Genomic DNA, 16,950 nt, shown 5'->3' with positions numbered 1-16,950 from the left:
ACTTATTTCCCCTTAAAGGTGGCCGGGCGCTTCGCCAGAAAAGCAGACACCCCTTCGCGGTAATCTTCGCTGCGGCCAGCCAGGCGCTGATAGTCGCGCTCCAGGTCGAGCTGGGCGTCCAGGGTGTTGGTTTCCGAGGCGTAAAGCGCCTGCTTGATAAGCCCCAGGCCAAAGGTCGGCTGGGTGGCAAAGTGCTGGGCCAGCTGGCGGGCGGTATCGCTGAGCTGTTCGTCGTCCACGACCTGCCAAATCATGCCCCAGTCGTGCGCCTGCCCGGCGGTTAGCGTGTCGCCAAGTAACGCCAGCCCCATGGCACGCGCCCGCCCGGTCAGGCGAGGCAAGAACCAGGTGCCGCCGCAGTCGGGCACCAGCCCCAGCTTGCTGAAAGACATAATAAATTTTGCTGAACGCGCGGCGATAACCATGTCGCAGCCCAGCGCCAGCGTAGCCCCGGCTCCCGCCGCCACGCCGTTAACCGCCGCAATCACCGGCTTTGGCAATTTCGCCAGGCGGCGCAGCAGAGGGTTATAAAACGTTTCAACCGAGTAGCCGAGGTCCGGGGCGTCACCGCTTGGGTCAACGTTGCGGTCGTTGAGATCCTGCCCGGCACAGAAGCCGCGCCCTGCGCCAGTGATTAGCAGGCAGCGGATGGTTTCGTCCCGCTCGGCCTGGGTGAGAACTTCCGCCAGTTGGCGATGCATTTCGTCGTTGAAGCTGTTCAGCCGCTCCGGGCGGTTGAGGGTCAGGGTCATCACCCCGTTTTGCACATCGCTGACAATAAAACTCATGATTAACGTCCTTTGAATTCAGCAGGTCGTTTTTCCAGGAAAGCGGCGAGGCCTTCCCGACGATCTTCGGTGGCGGCGAGCAGCGTAAACAGCTGGCGTTCCTGCAGCAGCCCCTGGCTCAGGCCCGTGTTCTGTGCCTGTTGAAGCGCATTTTTGGCGGCCTGCAGCGCCAGCGGCGCATGACGGGCAATACCGGCGGCAAGCTTCTGGGCGTATTCCAGCGTTAGGGCTGCGGGATGCACTTCGGCGACCAGCCCGGCACGTAAAGCCCGATCCGCGTCGATAGCTTCGCCGCTCAGCACCATGCGGTAAGCCAGCGCTTTGCCTACGCTACGAATAAGCCGCTGCGTGCCGCCCGCGCCGGGCATAATCCCCAGCGTGATTTCCGGCAGGCCGAAGCGCGCATTATCCCCGGCCACGATGATGTCGCTCAGCAGCGCCAGCTCGCAGCCAGCCCCGAGCGCATAGCCGTTCACGGCAGCGATCAGGGGTTTAGGGAAACGCTCGAGACGAGCCCAAAGCTGTGGCCGGGGGTCGTTGAGCGTGGCGGGCATATCCCGGCTGGCCATCTCTTTGAGATCGGCTCCGGCAGCAAAAAAACGTTCGCTGCCGGTAATGACGACGGCACCAATGGCGGCGTCCTGCTGCGCAGCTTCGAGCGCTTCGGCAATCAACGTCAGCAGCGCGTTGTTGAGCGCGTTCCGCGCCTGCGGGCGGTTCAGCGTCAGGGTTAACACCCGGCCGTTTTGCTGGCTAAGAAGTTCGCCCATCACACCCCCTGCGCGTCAAAGTCGAGCACCACGTCGTCGCCCTTCGGCAGCGCCTGGCAGCTCAGGACGTAGCCTGCGGCCAGCTGATCCGGCTCCAGGCTGTAGTTGACGCCCATTTCCACTTCGCCCTGCAGCACCTTGCAGCGGCAGGTGGCGCAGACGCCGCCTTTGCAGGCATACGGCAGATCCGCGCCCTGGCGCAGGGCCGCGTCGAGAATGCTTTCGTCCCCGGCGGTCAGGGTAATCTGGCGATCTACGCCGTCCTGGCGCAGGATGACGGTTTTACCCGCAGCCTGAGCGCGGGAACGGGCACCCGGCGCAATGCCCGGCGTGTTGAAATGTTCGAGGTAGATATCCTGAGGCGCGACGCCCATCTCTTTCAGCGCGGTTTCGGTGGCCTGCATCATGCTTTGCGGGCCGCAGATAAACGTGCGGTCAAAGCCTTTGACGTCCAATAGGTGGTCGCCAAGCTGCTTCAGTTTTTCGCCGTCCAGCCGGCCGCTGAGCAGGTCGCTGTCCGACCTTTCCTGACTGAACAGGTAAATCAGCTGCAGGCGCTGCGGGTAGCGATCTTTCAGGTCGGCCAGCGCCTGGCGGAACATCATGCTGGCGCTGCTGCGGTTGCCGTAAACCAGGGTCACGCTGCTTTCTGGCTCGGTGGCGAGCGTGGCGCCGATAATGGCCAGCATCGGCGTGATGCCGGAGCCGACGGCGAGTGCCAGATAGTTGCCGCGAGTTTCCGCTTCCGGCTGGTAGCCAAACGTTCCCTGCGGCACCATCACCTCGAGCGACATCCCGGCGGTTAAATCGCTGACCGCATATTGTGAAAAGCGGCCGCCTTCAATGGCTTTTACCGCCACGCAGATTTCGCCGGGATCCTCAGAGCGGCAAATAGAGTAGCAGCGGCGCAGCTCTTCCCCGCCCAGTCGGGCTTTCAGCGTCAAATGCTGCCCTGGACGAAAGCGGTACTGCCCGCGCAGCGCGTCCGGCACCGCAAAGGTAATCGCTACCGCCTCTGCGGTTTCGGGTTCGATGCGTGCCACTTTCAGGGAATGAAACGTTGTCATGGCATCCTCAAATACATTTAAAGTAATCAAAGGGTTCCCGGCAGCTGTCGCAGCGGTAAAGCGCTTTACAGGCCGTGGAGCCGAATTCACTGATGAGCGACGTGTGTTCGCTCCCGCAGCGTGGGCAAGTCACCTGGGCGGCGACCGTCGCGTGGCAGGCATGTCCCTGCGGCGGGCTGATGCCGTATTCGCGCAGCCGGGTTTTAGCCTCCGGCGACATCCAGTCCGTCGTCCAGGCGGGATGCAAAACCTGCCTGATGTGCACCGGACTCAGCTTTGCGCCTTCCAGGGCTTCCCGGATTGCGGCCAGCAAAAATTCAGTGGCCGGGCAGCCGGAATAGGTTGGCGTAAAACCGATATGCCAGCCGTCCGGGCGGTGCTCGACGCTGCGCACCATCCCGAGGTCGGTGATGGTCAGCACCGGGATTTCCGGGTCACTGATTTCACTCAGCAGACGCCAGACATCGCGGACGGCAGCGGGCTGAAGCGTGGCGGTTTGCATCCTCTCCTCCTTACCACTGCTGGTTCGGGTAAGCGCGCTGCAGGTACTGCATTTCAGCCAGCAGCGGGCCGAGGTGTTCGGTGTGCAAGCCTTGCTTACCGCCGGTGCGGTATGGCTGCTCTGCCGGGGCCTGCAGCGAGGCATCGCTCAGTCCGGCGGTCACTTCTTGCAGCCATTCGGCCTTGAGGCTACGCGGGTCGACGGCGATGCCCTGCTCCGCCAGCATGGTTTCCAGCTCATCGACAACGAACATTTCGCCGCTGAAGCGCCATAGTTTGTTTAAAGCACTTTGCGTTTTCGCCTGCGAAAGCTCAGTGCCGTTGCCCAGGCGAACCAGCCAGCCACGGCTGAAGCGCAGGTGATAGCGCACTTCTTTAATGGCTTTGGCTGCGATGGCCGCCAGCTGCGAATCTTTGCTTTCTACCAGGCGGCTGAACAGCGAGACGTGCCACGCGTCCAGCAGGTACTGACGCACCAGCGTTTCGGCGAAATCACCGTTGGGCTGTTCCGCCAGCAGCAGATTGCGGTACTCGCGCTCGTCGCGGCCAAAGGCCAGCCTGTCTTCGTCGAGGTGCTCGCCTTCGCGCTCGGCGGCGTAGGTCAGGAAGTTGCGCGCCTGGCCGAGCAGGTCGAGGCCAATGTTGGCCAGCGCCAGATCAATCTCCAGCTCCGGCGCATGGCCGCACCAGGCGCTCAGGCGCTGGGCCAGCACGAGGCAGGTGTCGCCGAGGCGCAGGCTGTAGGTCGCTACAGGATCGAGTGTCATTGGCGGCCTCACATGTGCTCGATGCCGTCAGGCAGCGTGTAAAACGTTGGGTGGCGGTAGACTTTGCTGTCTGCCGGGTCGAAAAACTCCGGGCGCTCTTCCGGCTGGGAGGCGACGATTTCGCTCGCTTTCACGACCCAGATGGAGCAGCCTTCGCTGCGGCGGGTGTAGGCGTCGCGCGCGTTTTCCAGCGCCATCTGGTCGTCGGCGGCGTGCAGGCTACCAACGTGGCGATGGGACAGCCCTTTTTTATTGCGAATAAAGACTTCATACAGCGGCCAGTAAATTTTGCTCATCTCTTACTCCTTCAGGCGGCGGTGCGGGCCTGTTGTTTTTCGGCATACGCAAGGGCGGCTTCGCGCACCCATGCCCCCTCTTCCCAGGCTTTGCGCTTGGCGGCGAGGCGCTCTTCGTTGCATAAGCCGCGCCCGGCCACCACGTCGTTGAATTCCTGCCAGTCGATGTCGCCAAAGCGGTAATGGCCCGTGACCTCATCGCGATACAGATCGGGATCTGGCACGGTCATGCCCAGCAGCTCAACCTGCGGCACGGTATTGTCGACAAAGCGCTGACGCAGCTCGTCATTGCCGAAGCGTTTGATTTTCCAGGCGAGGCTTTGGGCGCTGTTCGGCGAGTTGTCGTCGTTGGGTCCGAACATCATCAGCGCCGGCCACCAGAAGCGGTTAATGGCGTCCTGCAGCATCTGGCGCTGTTCGGGGCTGCCGTTCGCCAGCACGGTGCAGGCTTCAAATCCCTGCCGCTGGTGGAAGCTTTCTTCTTTGCAGATTTTCACCATCGCCCGGGCGTACGGGCCATACGAGGTCCGGCACAGCGCGACCTGGTTGACTATGGCTGCCCCGTCCACCAGCCAGCCAATCACGCCGATGTCGGCCCAGTTGAGCGTCGGGTAGTTAAAGATGGAGGAGTATTTCATCTTGCCGTCGAGCATCTTCTGGTAGATATCTTCCCGGGCGCAGCCCAGGGTTTCCGCCGCGCTGTAGAGGTACAACCCGTGCCCGGCTTCATCCTGCACTTTGGCCAGCAGAATGGCCTTGCGGCGCAGGCTGGGGGCGCGAGTTATCCAGTTACCTTCCGGCAGCATGCCAACGATTTCCGAGTGCGCATGCTGGCCTATCTGGCGGATCAGCGTTTTGCGGTAAGCCTCCGGCATCCAGTCCTGTGGTTCGATGGCGGTTTCCTGCTGGATGCGCTCATCAAAGCGTTCTTGTTCTGTCACGGCATCACCTTATGATTCAACTTAACTCAACAATTTGCGATATTGCGAATCACTTCATGATTAAAAGTTACAGATAAGTTAACGAAGATCGCAAAGATTACACCGCACGTTTGTGAGGTCTATCACGCTAAATATCGTAAAAACCAGACTTATCATTGAGATAAATCAATAACAAAAAACACAAGCCATCACAATGTTAACAATTCATTAAATTACAGCTTGATTTTTATGATTCATAAAACAAACACTGTAATGATTAAATGCAGCATGTAATGGAGAGTGAGATGCAACAGTTAACCAGCTATCTGTCCGGGACGTGGTTTAGCGGCCAGGGAAAAGAAAGAACTATTTTTCATGCCGTTAGCGGCGAACCGCTGTGGCAGGTGACCAGCGAAGGGGCGGATATGGCGGCGGCAAAGCGCTTCGCCATTGCGCAAGGTGGCAAAGCGCTGCAGGCGATGACGTTTATTCAGCGTGCCGCGATGTTAAAAGCGGTGGCTAAGCACCTGCTGGCGCAGAAAGAAGCGTTTTACCAGGTCTCTTACCAGACCGGTGCCACCCGCGCCGACAGTTGGGTAGACATTGAAGGCGGCATCAGTACGCTGTTTGCCTACGCCGGAATGGGCAACCGCGAGCTGCCGGACGACACGCTGTGGCCGGAAGACGAATTGATGCCGCTGTCCAAACAGGGGGGATTCGCGGCCCGCCACGTACTCACTTCGAAGTCTGGCGTAGCGCTGCACATCAACGCCTTTAACTTCCCCTGCTGGGGAATGCTCGAGAAACTGGCCCCAACCTGGCTGGCCGGGATGCCCGCGATTATCAAGCCCGGCACGGCGAGCGCGCAGTTAACTCAGGTGATGGTAAAAGCGATTGTGGAATCAGGGCTGGTGCCTGACGGGGCGATAAGCCTGATCTGCGGCGGCGTGGGCGATCTGTTTGAGCACCTGGATGAGCAGGACGTGGTGACGTTCACCGGCTCGGCCAGCACAGGCCAGAAGTTACGTTGTCACTCAAATATCGTTGCCCGTTCAATTCCCTTCACCATGGAAGCCGACTCGCTGAACTGCTGCGTACTGGCGGAAGATGTCACGCCTGAACAACCTGAATTTACGCTGTTCGTGCGGGAAGTCGTGCGCGAGATGACCGCCAAAGCCGGGCAAAAATGCACCGCCATTCGCCGGATTATCGTGCCGCAAAACCGGCTGGGTTCGGTGATTGAAGCGCTGAAAGCGAAACTGGAAAAAATACAGCCCGGCGACCCGGCACTCGAAGGCGTGCGCATGGGGGCGCTGGTCAGCCTTGAGCAGCGGGATGACGTGCAGCGGAAAGTCGACCAACTGGTTGGCGCCGGCTGTGATGTCCTGCTGGGCGGCAAGGCCGATACTGCACAGCCGGGCGCGTTCTTCCCGCCAACCCTGCTGCTTTGCCAACAGCCTGACGAAACGCCTGCGGTGCATGAGCTTGAGGCCTTCGGCCCGGTAGCGACCGTGATGCCATACCGGGATGCCGAACATGCCATGGCGCTGGCTCGCGCCGGTCAGGGCAGCCTGGCGGGGACGCTGGTGACCGCCGATGAGCAAACGGCACGTCACTTTATTCTCGGCGCGGCCCGCGCTCACGGGCGCATTCAGGTGCTGAACCAGGAGTCTGCAGTGGAATCCACCGGGCACGGTTCTCCGCTGCCGATGCTGGTGCACGGCGGCCCAGGTCGCGCGGGCGGCGGGGAAGAACTCGGCGGCCTGCGGGCGGTGAAGCACTATATGCAGCGCACCGCCATTCAGGGCAGCCCGACGATGCTGGCCGCCGTTAGCGGGCAATGGAACTACGGCGCAAAAGTTCACGAGGACGCCTTGCATCCGTTCCGCAAACATTTTGAGGAGCTGCGCATCGGGGAAAGTATTCTGACTGCCCGCCGCACCGTCACCGAAGCTGATATCACCAACTTCGCCAACCTGAGCGGCGACCGGTTCTACGCCCATACCGACAAAATTGGCGCGGCGGAGTCGTTCTTCGGCGAGCGCGTGGCGCACGGTTACTTTGTGGTGTCTGCCGCCGCCGGGCTGTTTGTTGACCCAGGTGTCGGGCCGGTGATTGCCAACTACGGCATGGAAAATCTGCGCTTTATCGAGCCGGTAAAAATCGACGATACCATTCAGGTGCGCCTGACCTGCAAACGCAAAACCGCCAAGCCGCAGAAGACGGCGGAAGATAAGCCGGTTGGCGTGGTGGAATGGGCGGTGGATGTCACCAACCAGCATCAGCAGATTGTTGCGCGCTACTCGATCCTGACGCTGGTGGCCCGTCTGCACGGTGATTTTGCCTCATAAGAGTTCGTCACCGAGTTTGGTTTTTACCCTCACCCTAACCCTCTCCCTAACCCTCTCCCTAAATGGGAGAGGGAATAAAAATCTTCCCGTCGTTTATTTTCTCTTTCTCCCTCTGAGGTGAGGGCTGAATTTAACCCGACGCTTATCAACCCGGAGCCACAATCCTCACCAATCCTACATTCTGGCAACCACAGCAAAACACTTGGCAGGGAGCACAAGGGAAGCCCAGGCGGAAGTTGTTATGTTGAATCCGACAGTCTTTATCCAGCACGCACATAACAACACAACGCACTTTTAAGGTGAGAAAGCGATGACAATGAAAACTGGAAAAAAAGCGCTGGCGCTGGCTATTGCGCTCCTGACTTCGGCGGGGATTAACGCCCCCGCTTTTGCCCACGGCGGCGAGGCACATATGGTGCCGATGCAAAAAACGCTGACGGATTTTGGCGCCGACGTCCAGTGGGACGATTACGCGCAGATGTTCACCCTCGTGAAAGACGGTGCCTATGTGAAGGTGAAGCCTAATGCCACCTCCGCCATCGTTAACGGCAAAACGCTGAAGCTTGAAGTGCCGGTGATCTTTAAAGGCAAAACGGCGTTTATCTCCGAAGGGTTTATCAATGAAGTCTTCCAGTCCGGGCTGGATCAAACCTTTGCCGTCGAGAAAAAGCCGCACCCGCTGAACTCTCTGAGCGCCGACGAAATTAATAAAACGGTGGAGATAATCAAAGACGCGGCTAACTACAAGCCGACTATTCGCTTTACCGAAATCTCACTACGCGAGCCGCCTAAAGAACAAGTCTGGAAGTTTGTGATGGACGGCACCAGCGTCAGCCAACCACGCGAGGCGGACGTCATCATGCTGGATGGCCGCCATATTATTGAAGCCACGGTGGATCTGGCCGCCGGGATAGTTAAGAGCTGGAAGCCTATCGAAGGCGCACAGGGCATGGTGCTGCTGGACGATTTTGCCAGCGTGCAGTCAATCATCAACAACAGCAAAGAATTCGCGGAAGCGGTGAAAAAACGCGGTATCAGCGATCCGTCGAAGGTCGTCACAACGCCGCTGACGGTCGGCTATTTCGACGGTAAAGACGGCCTGAAGCAGGATCAGCGCCTGCTGAAAGTGGTGAGCTATCTTGACGTGGGCGACGGCAACTACTGGGCACATCCGATTGAGAACCTGGTCGCGGTGGTGGATCTCGAGCAGAAAAAAATCATCAAAATTGAGGAAGGCCCGGTCATTCCTGTGCCGATGACGCCCCGCCCTTATGATGGCCGCGACCGGCAGGCTGCCAACCTCAAGCCGCTGGATATCATTGAGCCGGAGGGAAAAAACTACACCATTACCGGCGACACGATTCACTGGCAAAACTGGGATTTGCACCTGCGTCTGAATTCCCGCGTTGGCCCGATGATTTCCACCGTGACCTACAACGACAACGGCACTAAACGGAAGATCATGTATGAAGGGTCGCTCGGCGGGATGATTGTGCCGTATGGCGACCCGGACATCGGCTGGTATTTTAAAGCGTATCTGGACGCCGGGGATTACGGCATGGGCACGCTCACGTCCCCTATCGTGCGCGGCAAAGATGCGCCGGCGAACGCGGTTCTGCTGGACGAAACCCTGGCCGATTACACCGGTAAACCCATCACCATTCCTCGAGCAATTGCCATTTTCGAGCGCTACGCCGGGCCGGAATACAAACATCAGGAAATGGGCCAGCCGAACGTTAGCAGCGAACGCCGTGAGCTGGTGATCCGCTGGATAAGCACCGTCGGCAACTACGACTACATCTTTGACTGGGTCTTCCATCAGAACGGCACCATTGGCATTGATGCAGGCGCGACCGGCATTGAGGCGGTCAAAGGCGTGAAGGCCAAAACCATGCATGATGCCACCGCCAAAGAAGATACCCGGTACGGGACGCTGATCGACCATAATATTGTCGGCACAACGCATCAGCACATCTACAACTTCCGTCTGGACCTGGACGTGGACGGCGAAAACAACAGCCTGACCGCGATTGACCCGGTGGTGAAGCCAAATACCAGCGGCGGCCCGCGCACCAGTACCATGCAAACCAATGAGTATGCGATTAAAAACGAGCAGGACGCCGCGCAGAAATTTGACCCTGGCACTGTCCGCCTGCTGAGCAATCCGAACAAAGAAAACCGCATGGGCAACCCGGTCTCCTACCAACTGATCCCCTACGCGGGCGGGACTCACCCGGTCGCCACCGGCGCGAAGTTTGCCCCGGACGAGTGGATTTATCATCGCCTGAGCTTTATGGATAAGCAGCTGTGGGTGACCCGCTACAACCCGGATGAGCGCTATTCTGAAGGGAAATACCCGAACCGCTCTGCGCACGACACCGGTTTAGGGGCTTACAGCAAAGACAATCAGTCGCTTGAGAACACGGATAATGTGGTCTGGCTAACCACCGGCACCACGCATATCGCCCGCGCCGAAGAGTGGCCCATCATGCCGACCGAGTGGGTACATGCCCTGCTGAAGCCGTGGAATTTCTTTAACGAAACGCCGACGCTTGTGAAATCAGAGGAAACGACCAGTAAATAAAGGGTTTGCGGCGCACTATTACAGCGCGCCGTTTATTTAACGCCTGGACGAAATATTCGACCTGGCTTAGGTAATCATTTTGGTTTATCATGAATAATAAAAATGTGGCGTAGCCAGCATTGATTTAGTCTTTTTAAATTTATTTCATCATGGGTGTAAATACCCCCCCACATTATTTATCACACCGATTAATTCTTGGTATTTACCATAATAATAGGCTTACTCATGACCACCATGTGACCCTGTTTTTCTATGTAAAACATTCGCCAATTGCTGCGCAATGCTTAGCTCCTCTGAGTTCTCTTTTGCCGCGCCGGAATAGCAGCCAACCAGATAATAGATGAAATAACAAACCAACTATAACACCTTAATTAATGCGTTATAGTTGGTCATTAAGAAGAAAAAAACGATGAACTCTCAGTTTTGCGGCGTGCTATTCCCGCCCGCCTGAAGATTTTACCGCCTGCCAGCCGTGAATCAGCAGCGACTGGAGGAACGGTGTTACGCTGGCGAACCCGGCTTCGCGCAGCAGAGCTTCGGTCTGGCGAGGCGGCAACAAGAGCAACCGCTGGTTGAGCTCAGCTTTTACCTCAGCAATATCGCGCTGGCGTTGGGTATAGGCCTGCTGCAGCGCAACCCAGTTTCTTAATTGCCCGTCAAAATCGGGATCCGCCATATCTCCCGCTATTTCTGCGGCAATCAGCTGTCCCACGGGTTTTAGCCTGTCGCCGATGTGCTGATAGATCCCGCCCCGCTGCGGATGTTGAATAAAATGCGCCACCAGTAAGCACAGCGCAGCATCAAATTTATCCTGTTCCGGGACGTCTTTGACGTGGCCTACAATCAGCTCACAGCGGCCACTCAGCTCCTCCCGTTCAAGCTTTTCTGCACAGACGGCCAGCATATCGGGGGAAGGATCGACCCCGGTAAAATGCCAGTCAGGATGCTGTTTTGCCAGCCGGACGATTTCGGTGCCGGTCCCTACGCCCACGCAAAGCACTTTCGCCTCAGTTGGAAGATCCCTGAGAAGCAATGACAGCAAGGCGTGTAGGTTGTTAGAGATGTCTTTCAGACGTTCGCTGCTGGCATCGTACTGGCGGGAAAATTCCGCGTTAAAGATATCATTTGTGTCGTTCATCACTTCACCTCCGGCGGTGCACTGCGGCTAAACATCACCATCATGGATAAAAGGTCAAATGACCTCTTAAATATCATGTAACTTACGATATCACATGAAAGATGGGTATAGAAAGACTTTGTATCTTGCTTTTCTGACGCCTGCCGAAGCCTGTTTTTGTAGCAAATATAATAATCGCCGTTTTCTTTTCACAACGCTATGTAAAGGGCAAGCCCTGCCCTTTAGTTATTTCGATGTTGTTCGCCGCTGGCTAAAAATCACCGATTTCTTAACGAGTTAAAGGGTGAAGCTGGAGTAATCAATTTCCCGACAAGGGGTAATCTCGGATTATTATCAAAAGGATTTCGCTCCTTAAAAATAGCCCCCTGATTATTTAAAAGACCTAAAATCCCTTGATATTCCGATTTATAAGATAAACGTTCATATCCACCATATACATATATTCTTCTCTGCAATACATTAGCTAACCTCTGCGCCACGCTAAGCTCTTCAGAATTTTCTTTTGCCTCGCCAGAATAACAGCTTAAAAGATGTAGCGGTCTTTTATCTCTCGAGAGATCAAGTGAATGGCGAAAAATAAGATAACGGTGAAGATCTTCCGGTGTAAATGTCTGATAAACAGGATCAGGTCCATCCCCCATGATGTATAACTTACCGCTTTGAGAACCATGCACCATAAGACCCGGCTCTCCTGTACCCAAATAATCACTGACGTATCCCAGACGGAGTCGGGTAGCTTTCCCATTCTTTTTCTCACCTATTTCAATCGCTTTATAATAAGCAACTGGCTTTGCATCAGCAGGATTAAAATCAATGCTTAAATTTCTCTTTTTTCGTTCAAATAAAAATTGATTAATGCTTTTACAAATAGCCATAGCAATATCCATATCATAAATAAGGCATAGGACATTATAATAAAATGGCGATAAGCACCATGAACAAAATCTTAATTAAGGTATTATCCCCCGCTCTGAACGGAGAGCATTTTAAGCCCGAAAAAAAAAATAGAAAATTAAAGATGAAGCAGAAACAAAAGTGAGTACTTCGTTGGCATAATCCTTAATCATTTTACCGAAGTCGCCGCAACTTTAACTGCTACATCGGCTGCAAACCTGACGGAAAAGACAGTAATCCAGGCGTAACGCTCGCTGCATGTTTTTTGTACATGACCTCACACTGTTTTCCTCTGCCCGGAGATATTATTTCCACATAATTTCAAAATCAAAAAAATGAGAACGATAAGCATTTTTGGTTAAAAAAAATTAAAAACAAGAAAAAATAGAATCATATTTTTAACTTTAAAATAAACAGTGATATACTCAAAAACGATATCAACTTGCAATCACTAAATAAAAATCACGTATAACGTGCATTTTATCTCTGCCTTTAGCAGTCGTTTTATGGAGCATTTGCGCCATAGCTGAATACCGAGAAAAAACAATATGACACGACACAAACTTCAAGACACCATCGATAAATACAGCCAACAAGTTAAAAAACATCCTCGTTTTCGAGAAGCCATACAGCATCATTATGATCACCTGTTAATCACCTATAAAAAACAACCTCTTTTTTATAAAACCATTCTGCAAAGCTCGCGCTTTCATGTGGTTCTGGCCCTGCTCTGTTTTCACTACGGTGACCGCCAGGCGGTGCTCGCAGACATCAAAGAGTTTTGCGTAAAAATGGGGTTGACCAGCCTGAACACCGTGAATTCTCTGGTCACGCTCCTACGCATCACCGGCAGAATGACGCTTGAAAAAAGTGAGGATGACCGTCGGGTTCTGTTGTATTCCCCGAGCGTAAAGGGTCTCAATGAAACCCGCAGCTATATGCAAATATCCATCCCTTCATTGAAATTTTTGCTACCGGAAAATGCTCTGTCGTTTCACGCTCTGGAGGATGAAAATACATTTGCGAATTTTTTCCGGCGCAGCGCCAACCTTCTTTTTGACGAAGTCATTTTAAGTCGACTGGTCCCCAACAGCGCCATGTTTGTTGACAAAGATGCCGGGCATATCATTATGTTGAGAATATACCTGAGGGCAAAACAGGATGATGATGGCCGCTGGTGGCTGAAGCCTAATTATAATAAAACGTCCAAAGATCTTTTTGTCTCGAGAATGCATCTGAGACGCATTGTTAATTGCGGCATTATGGCCGGATTATTCAGTGAAGACAGTGAGGGCAAGCTCGAAATACACCGTGCCTTCATGGAAACGGCTGAGTCTTATTTTGGATATTATTTTTCCTTTATCATGTACGGTCTGGATATCGACCCGACGATATTTTGAACAACATTAAGCCGGCTTTCGCCGGCTTTTTTGATTATCGTTCTCTGAGCGCTTCCTTTGCTTTATTCAGCGGTTTCAGCAGGTAATCGAGTACCGATTTGCTACCGGTTTTGATATCCACGGTGGCAATCATCCCCGGAAATATCGGAAACGTTTTGCCGTCCCTGTTTGTCAGTTGGCTGACATCGGTGCGGATATAAACCCGATAGTAGTAAACATCACGTTTGACCTCATCCTGAATCGTATCCGGTGAAATAGTGGTCACCACGCCCTTTAACCCGCCATAAATCGAGTAGTCATAGGCGGTGATTTTCACCAGCGCCTTTTGGCCGGGATGAATAAACGCCACGTCGCGTGGTGAAATTTTTGCCTCAATCAGCATTTGATCGTCGAGCGGAACCAAAGTCATGAGTTTTCCGTTTGGCGGGATGACGCCGCCCACCGTTGTGACCTCAATGCCCTTCACTATCGCCCTGACCGGCGCGGTAAATTTGAGCCGGGTTAACGAGTCCTCTCGCCCGCGCATCACCGAGCGCTGGGTTTCAATTTCTTCGTTAGTTTTCGCCAGCTCTTCGCGCGCGCGCACGTAATACTGGTTCTGCATTTCGGTAATTTTGTTTTCCAGCTCGTTTTTTTGTCTCTGCAGGCGCAGGACCTCCACGCTGCTTGCCGCGCCCTGTTTAACCAGCGGCTGCGTCATCGCCAGCTCGCGCTGAACCAGCGAGATGGCTTCCCGCAATCCGGCAACCCCTTTTTCAAGACTGCTCCGGCGCGAGTTATAAAGCGCGGTTTCCTGGCGAACAAGTTCGCTATCTCCAGGTAACATGTCGGGAAAAACCAGCGGCGTGCCGCTCACTTCAGCCTTCAGTCGTGCGGCGGTAGCCATCGCGGCATGTAGCCTGGATTCACTTTCCTGCACACCGGACTCGGTTTTGGTGCGATCGAGCTGCGCGAGAACCTGGCCCTTCTCTACAATATCCCCCTCCCGAACGTCCAGTTTGTAGAGGATGCCGCCTTCCAGGGACTGAATAACCTGCTCGCGAGAGGACGGCACGACTTTGCCAGACCCGGTGGTCACTTCGTCCAGAGAGAAAAAGTTTGCCCACAACACAAATGCGAGCAGCATCAGTCCAAGTGCCCACGCCACCAGGCTTGCTCGTGGAAGCGCCGGCTCTTTCAGTCGGCTGTTATAACGCGTGATGTCGTTCATGCCCGAACCTCCGTGTCACCTGCCGGTTTTAAGGTCGCGGTTCTGCGAGGGGCAGCTTTTTTTTCCATAAGACCGTGCTGCTGCAAGATTTGGTCCCTTGGGCCGTCCATTACGATGCGGCCGTTATCCAGCACGATGATGCGGTTAACCAACTGCAAAATTGGGATACGATGCGTGGCCACCACCAGCGTGCGGTTGCCGAGCCACGGGCCAAGCTGCTGGATAAGCTGCTGCTCGCTGACTTCATCCAGCCACGCTGTAGGTTCATCCAGTAATAAGATTTGCGGCTGCAGGATCAGCGTTCTGGCCAGCAAAAGTGCCTGCCGCTGGCCGCCCGATAGCCCGCTACCGCCTTCGCTGATCGTGTAGTTGAGGCCATTTTTCTGTTTTTGCACAAATTCCAGCGCCCCGCTTAGCGCCAGCGCCCGGTGTATTTCTTCGTCCGTGGCTAACGGGCGCCCCATGGTGAGGTTGTCACGTATTGAGCCGAAGAAGAGCCGCGCCTGCTGGCTGAGCAGATTCATGTCGCGTCTCAAATCGGCAGTGTCGATTTGCCCGAGACTGGTGTCGTCCAGCAAAATCTGGCCGTGCTGAGGCGTTTGCATCCCCGCCAAAAGCTGAAGTAGCGTGCTTTTACCCGAACCGTTTCGCCCGAGCACCGCAATTTTTTCCCCGGCGCGGATCGTCAGGCTGGCAATGTCCAAATCGTTGACCTTCTCTTCTTCGTCGTAATAAAACGCCGCGTAGTTGAGCTGGTAGTTCCCCTGCAGGTGGGCTTTATGCACTTTCTTGCCCTGTTCAGGATCGTCCAGCGGGCGCTGCATCAGGTCGTCCAGCCCTTTGCGCGCCACCTTCGCCTGCTGCCAGCGCGAAAGCACGCCGGAAATCTGCGCCAGCGGCGCGATGGTGCGTGAGGCCAGAATGGACGTCCCCACCAGGGCGCCGGTGGTCATGTCGCCGTTAATCACCAGGTAACAGCCGACGAGCAGCACCACGGCATAAACAATGGACTGCACTTCCTGCGTCCAGGTCATGAGCAGGCTGGTCAGCCAGCGCTGTTTCATCCCGACCGCCGCGGCAACGTCGTTGGTGTTGTTCCACTGGTTCTGGAACCGCTGTTCGGCGCGCAGCAGTTTAATGTCTTCGATGGACTGCACGGCTTCTACCAGCGTGGCATTGCGAATGGCCGACTCGCGCATCCCCTCATTCGAAAGGTGCGCCAGCGGGCGCTGCACCAGTAAACCGGGGATCAGCAGCAGCGGGATCGCCAGCAGCACAACGAACACCAGCGGGCCGCCTATCAGCCAGAGAATAAAAACAAACAGCAGGAAGAACGGGATATCCGATACGGTGCTGATGGTGGTGGAGGTAATCAGCTCGCGCACCGACTCCAGCTCGCGAATTTGCGAGATAAAGGAGCCGGTAGATTTTGGCCGGGCGCTGTTTTTGATGCGTAACGCCCTGGCAAAAACCCTGTCGGAGATACGCAGGTCGGCCCGTTTGCCGACCACATCGGCAATATGCACGCGCAGCATACGCATGGTGAATTCAAAGAGGATAGCCAGCATGACGCCGCCAAACAGCACCCACAAAGTGGGCACCGACTGCGAGGGCACCACGCGGTCATACACCTGCATGGAAAAGATCATCCCGGCCAGCGCCAGCACGTTGGCCGCCATCGCCACCAGCATGATATCGCCGTAGCGTTTCCAGTCTTTCAGCGCCAGCGTCCAGAACCAGTTTTTCTGATAGGGCTTCACGTAATCATCGACGCGTGCATCGGGAATTGAATTCAGCGGGCGCAGCACAACCAGGCTCTTTAGCCTTTTGGCCAGCACATCCCGAACGATCACCGTCTCCAGACCGCCATCGCCGCTAAGCTGCAGGCTTAGTTGCCCGTGATTATCCATATGGGTAACCACCGCTATTTGGCCCCCCTCAAGCTCGGCCACCAGCGGCAAGCGCCACGGGTCGATAAGCGAGACGTCCGCCGGGGCGCGACGCATCGCTAAACCAAGCTGGCGGGCCATATCTTCCAGCACCAGCTGCTGCGGGCTTTGGTTTTCCTGGTTAACCACCACGCGGACGTGCTCTTCCGAGAAATCCAGCCGATAGTGGCGCGCGACGGCCAGCATGGCCTGCAGCCAGGGTTCATAGCTTGTATTCGTTGAAGTCATGATGTTTCACATCCTGCGAAAATGCCAAAAAACGCCTGTGTCGTCCTTTCCGCGGCTTGTTTCATAAACATGTTTTATACCGGGTAA

14 protein-coding genes are annotated in these 16,950 nt (G+C 55.5%); 3 read left to right on the top strand and 11 right to left on the bottom strand.

The window, feature by feature from the left end; all coding sequences use genetic code 11:
* Positions 1-2 precede the first annotated feature (2 nt).
* The 7 genes from paaG to paaA are packed head-to-tail and all read right to left on the bottom strand — an operon-like array spanning position 3 to position 5,130.
* Positions 3-791 (bottom strand): 2-(1,2-epoxy-1,2-dihydrophenyl)acetyl-CoA isomerase PaaG, encoded by a 789-nt coding sequence (gene paaG, locus F3J26_RS05805; protein ID WP_166992962.1) that lies wholly within the window; start codon positions 789-791, stop codon positions 3-5.
* Positions 791-1,558, bottom strand: a complete 768-nt coding sequence (gene paaF / locus F3J26_RS05800) for a 2,3-dehydroadipyl-CoA hydratase PaaF (protein WP_166992194.1) — start codon at positions 1,556-1,558, stop codon at positions 791-793. The genes paaG and paaF overlap by 1 nt, the downstream gene beginning before the upstream one ends.
* Positions 1,558-2,625, bottom strand: a complete 1,068-nt coding sequence (paaE, locus tag F3J26_RS05795; protein WP_166992191.1) for a 1,2-phenylacetyl-CoA epoxidase subunit PaaE — start codon at positions 2,623-2,625, stop codon at positions 1,558-1,560. The genes paaF and paaE overlap by 1 nt, the downstream gene beginning before the upstream one ends.
* 7 nt (positions 2,626-2,632) lie before the next feature.
* Positions 2,633-3,127, bottom strand: a complete 495-nt coding sequence (gene paaD / locus F3J26_RS05790) for a 1,2-phenylacetyl-CoA epoxidase subunit PaaD (RefSeq protein WP_166992188.1) — start codon at positions 3,125-3,127, stop codon at positions 2,633-2,635.
* Positions 3,128-3,137: 10 nt separating this feature from the next.
* Positions 3,138-3,893: a 1,2-phenylacetyl-CoA epoxidase subunit PaaC gene (paaC, locus tag F3J26_RS05785; protein ID WP_166992185.1), complete on the bottom strand. Its 756-nt coding sequence runs from the start codon at positions 3,891-3,893 to the stop codon at positions 3,138-3,140.
* Between the two features lie 8 nt (positions 3,894-3,901).
* Positions 3,902-4,189: a 1,2-phenylacetyl-CoA epoxidase subunit PaaB gene (gene paaB / locus F3J26_RS05780; protein ID WP_008461407.1), complete on the bottom strand. Its 288-nt coding sequence runs from the start codon at positions 4,187-4,189 to the stop codon at positions 3,902-3,904.
* An 11-nt stretch (positions 4,190-4,200) separates the two neighbouring features.
* A complete protein-coding gene (gene paaA / locus F3J26_RS05775) occupies positions 4,201-5,130 on the bottom strand; it encodes a 1,2-phenylacetyl-CoA epoxidase subunit PaaA (protein WP_166992182.1) in 930 nt (309 codons plus the stop codon).
* A 284-nt stretch (positions 5,131-5,414) separates the two neighbouring features.
* Here paaA and paaZ point away from each other — a divergent pair, with 284 nt between their 5' ends.
* Together paaZ and tynA are read left to right on the top strand one after the other, a co-directional pair.
* Positions 5,415-7,460: a phenylacetic acid degradation bifunctional protein PaaZ gene (paaZ, locus tag F3J26_RS05770; protein WP_166992179.1), complete on the top strand. Its 2,046-nt coding sequence runs from the start codon at positions 5,415-5,417 to the stop codon at positions 7,458-7,460.
* A gap of 310 nt (positions 7,461-7,770) precedes the next feature.
* Positions 7,771-10,044 carry a primary-amine oxidase gene (tynA, locus tag F3J26_RS05765; RefSeq protein WP_166992176.1) on the top strand — a complete coding sequence of 758 codons (2,274 nt, stop codon included), beginning with the start codon at positions 7,771-7,773 and terminating at the stop codon, positions 10,042-10,044.
* 433 nt (positions 10,045-10,477) lie between these two features.
* On the opposite strand, the gene F3J26_RS05760 is transcribed toward tynA, so the two are convergent.
* Both F3J26_RS05760 and F3J26_RS05755 read right to left on the bottom strand, forming a co-directional pair.
* Positions 10,478-11,182 carry a class I SAM-dependent methyltransferase gene (locus F3J26_RS05760; protein ID WP_166992173.1) on the bottom strand — a complete coding sequence of 235 codons (705 nt, stop codon included), beginning with the start codon at positions 11,180-11,182 and terminating at the stop codon, positions 10,478-10,480.
* A 257-nt stretch (positions 11,183-11,439) separates the two neighbouring features.
* Positions 11,440-12,057 carry a hypothetical protein gene (locus tag F3J26_RS05755; protein WP_166992170.1) on the bottom strand — a complete coding sequence of 206 codons (618 nt, stop codon included), beginning with the start codon at positions 12,055-12,057 and terminating at the stop codon, positions 11,440-11,442.
* 567 nt (positions 12,058-12,624) lie between these two features.
* Here F3J26_RS05755 and F3J26_RS05750 point away from each other — a divergent pair.
* The gene (locus F3J26_RS05750; protein WP_008461399.1) at positions 12,625-13,476 is read left to right on the top strand and encodes a hypothetical protein; all 852 of its coding nucleotides are present in this window, start codon (positions 12,625-12,627) and stop codon (positions 13,474-13,476) included.
* A gap of 34 nt (positions 13,477-13,510) precedes the next feature.
* Here the strand turns inward: F3J26_RS05750 and F3J26_RS05745 are convergent, their stop codons facing one another.
* Together F3J26_RS05745 and F3J26_RS05740 are read right to left on the bottom strand one after the other, a co-directional pair.
* Positions 13,511-14,686: an HlyD family type I secretion periplasmic adaptor subunit gene (locus F3J26_RS05745; protein ID WP_166992168.1), complete on the bottom strand. Its 1,176-nt coding sequence runs from the start codon at positions 14,684-14,686 to the stop codon at positions 13,511-13,513.
* Positions 14,683-16,863, bottom strand: a complete 2,181-nt coding sequence (locus F3J26_RS05740) for a type I secretion system permease/ATPase (protein WP_166992165.1) — start codon at positions 16,861-16,863, stop codon at positions 14,683-14,685. The genes F3J26_RS05745 and F3J26_RS05740 overlap by 4 nt, the downstream gene beginning before the upstream one ends.
* Between the last annotated feature and the right edge of the window lie 87 nt (positions 16,864-16,950).

The sequence above is a fragment of the Enterobacter sp. Ap-867 genome (genome assembly GCF_011752855.1).
In the GTDB taxonomy this organism is placed as follows: Bacteria; Pseudomonadota; Gammaproteobacteria; order Enterobacterales; family Enterobacteriaceae; genus Cedecea.
Note: the sequence above shows the minus strand (reverse complement) of the source record. Positions and strands in the feature narration are given on the sequence as shown.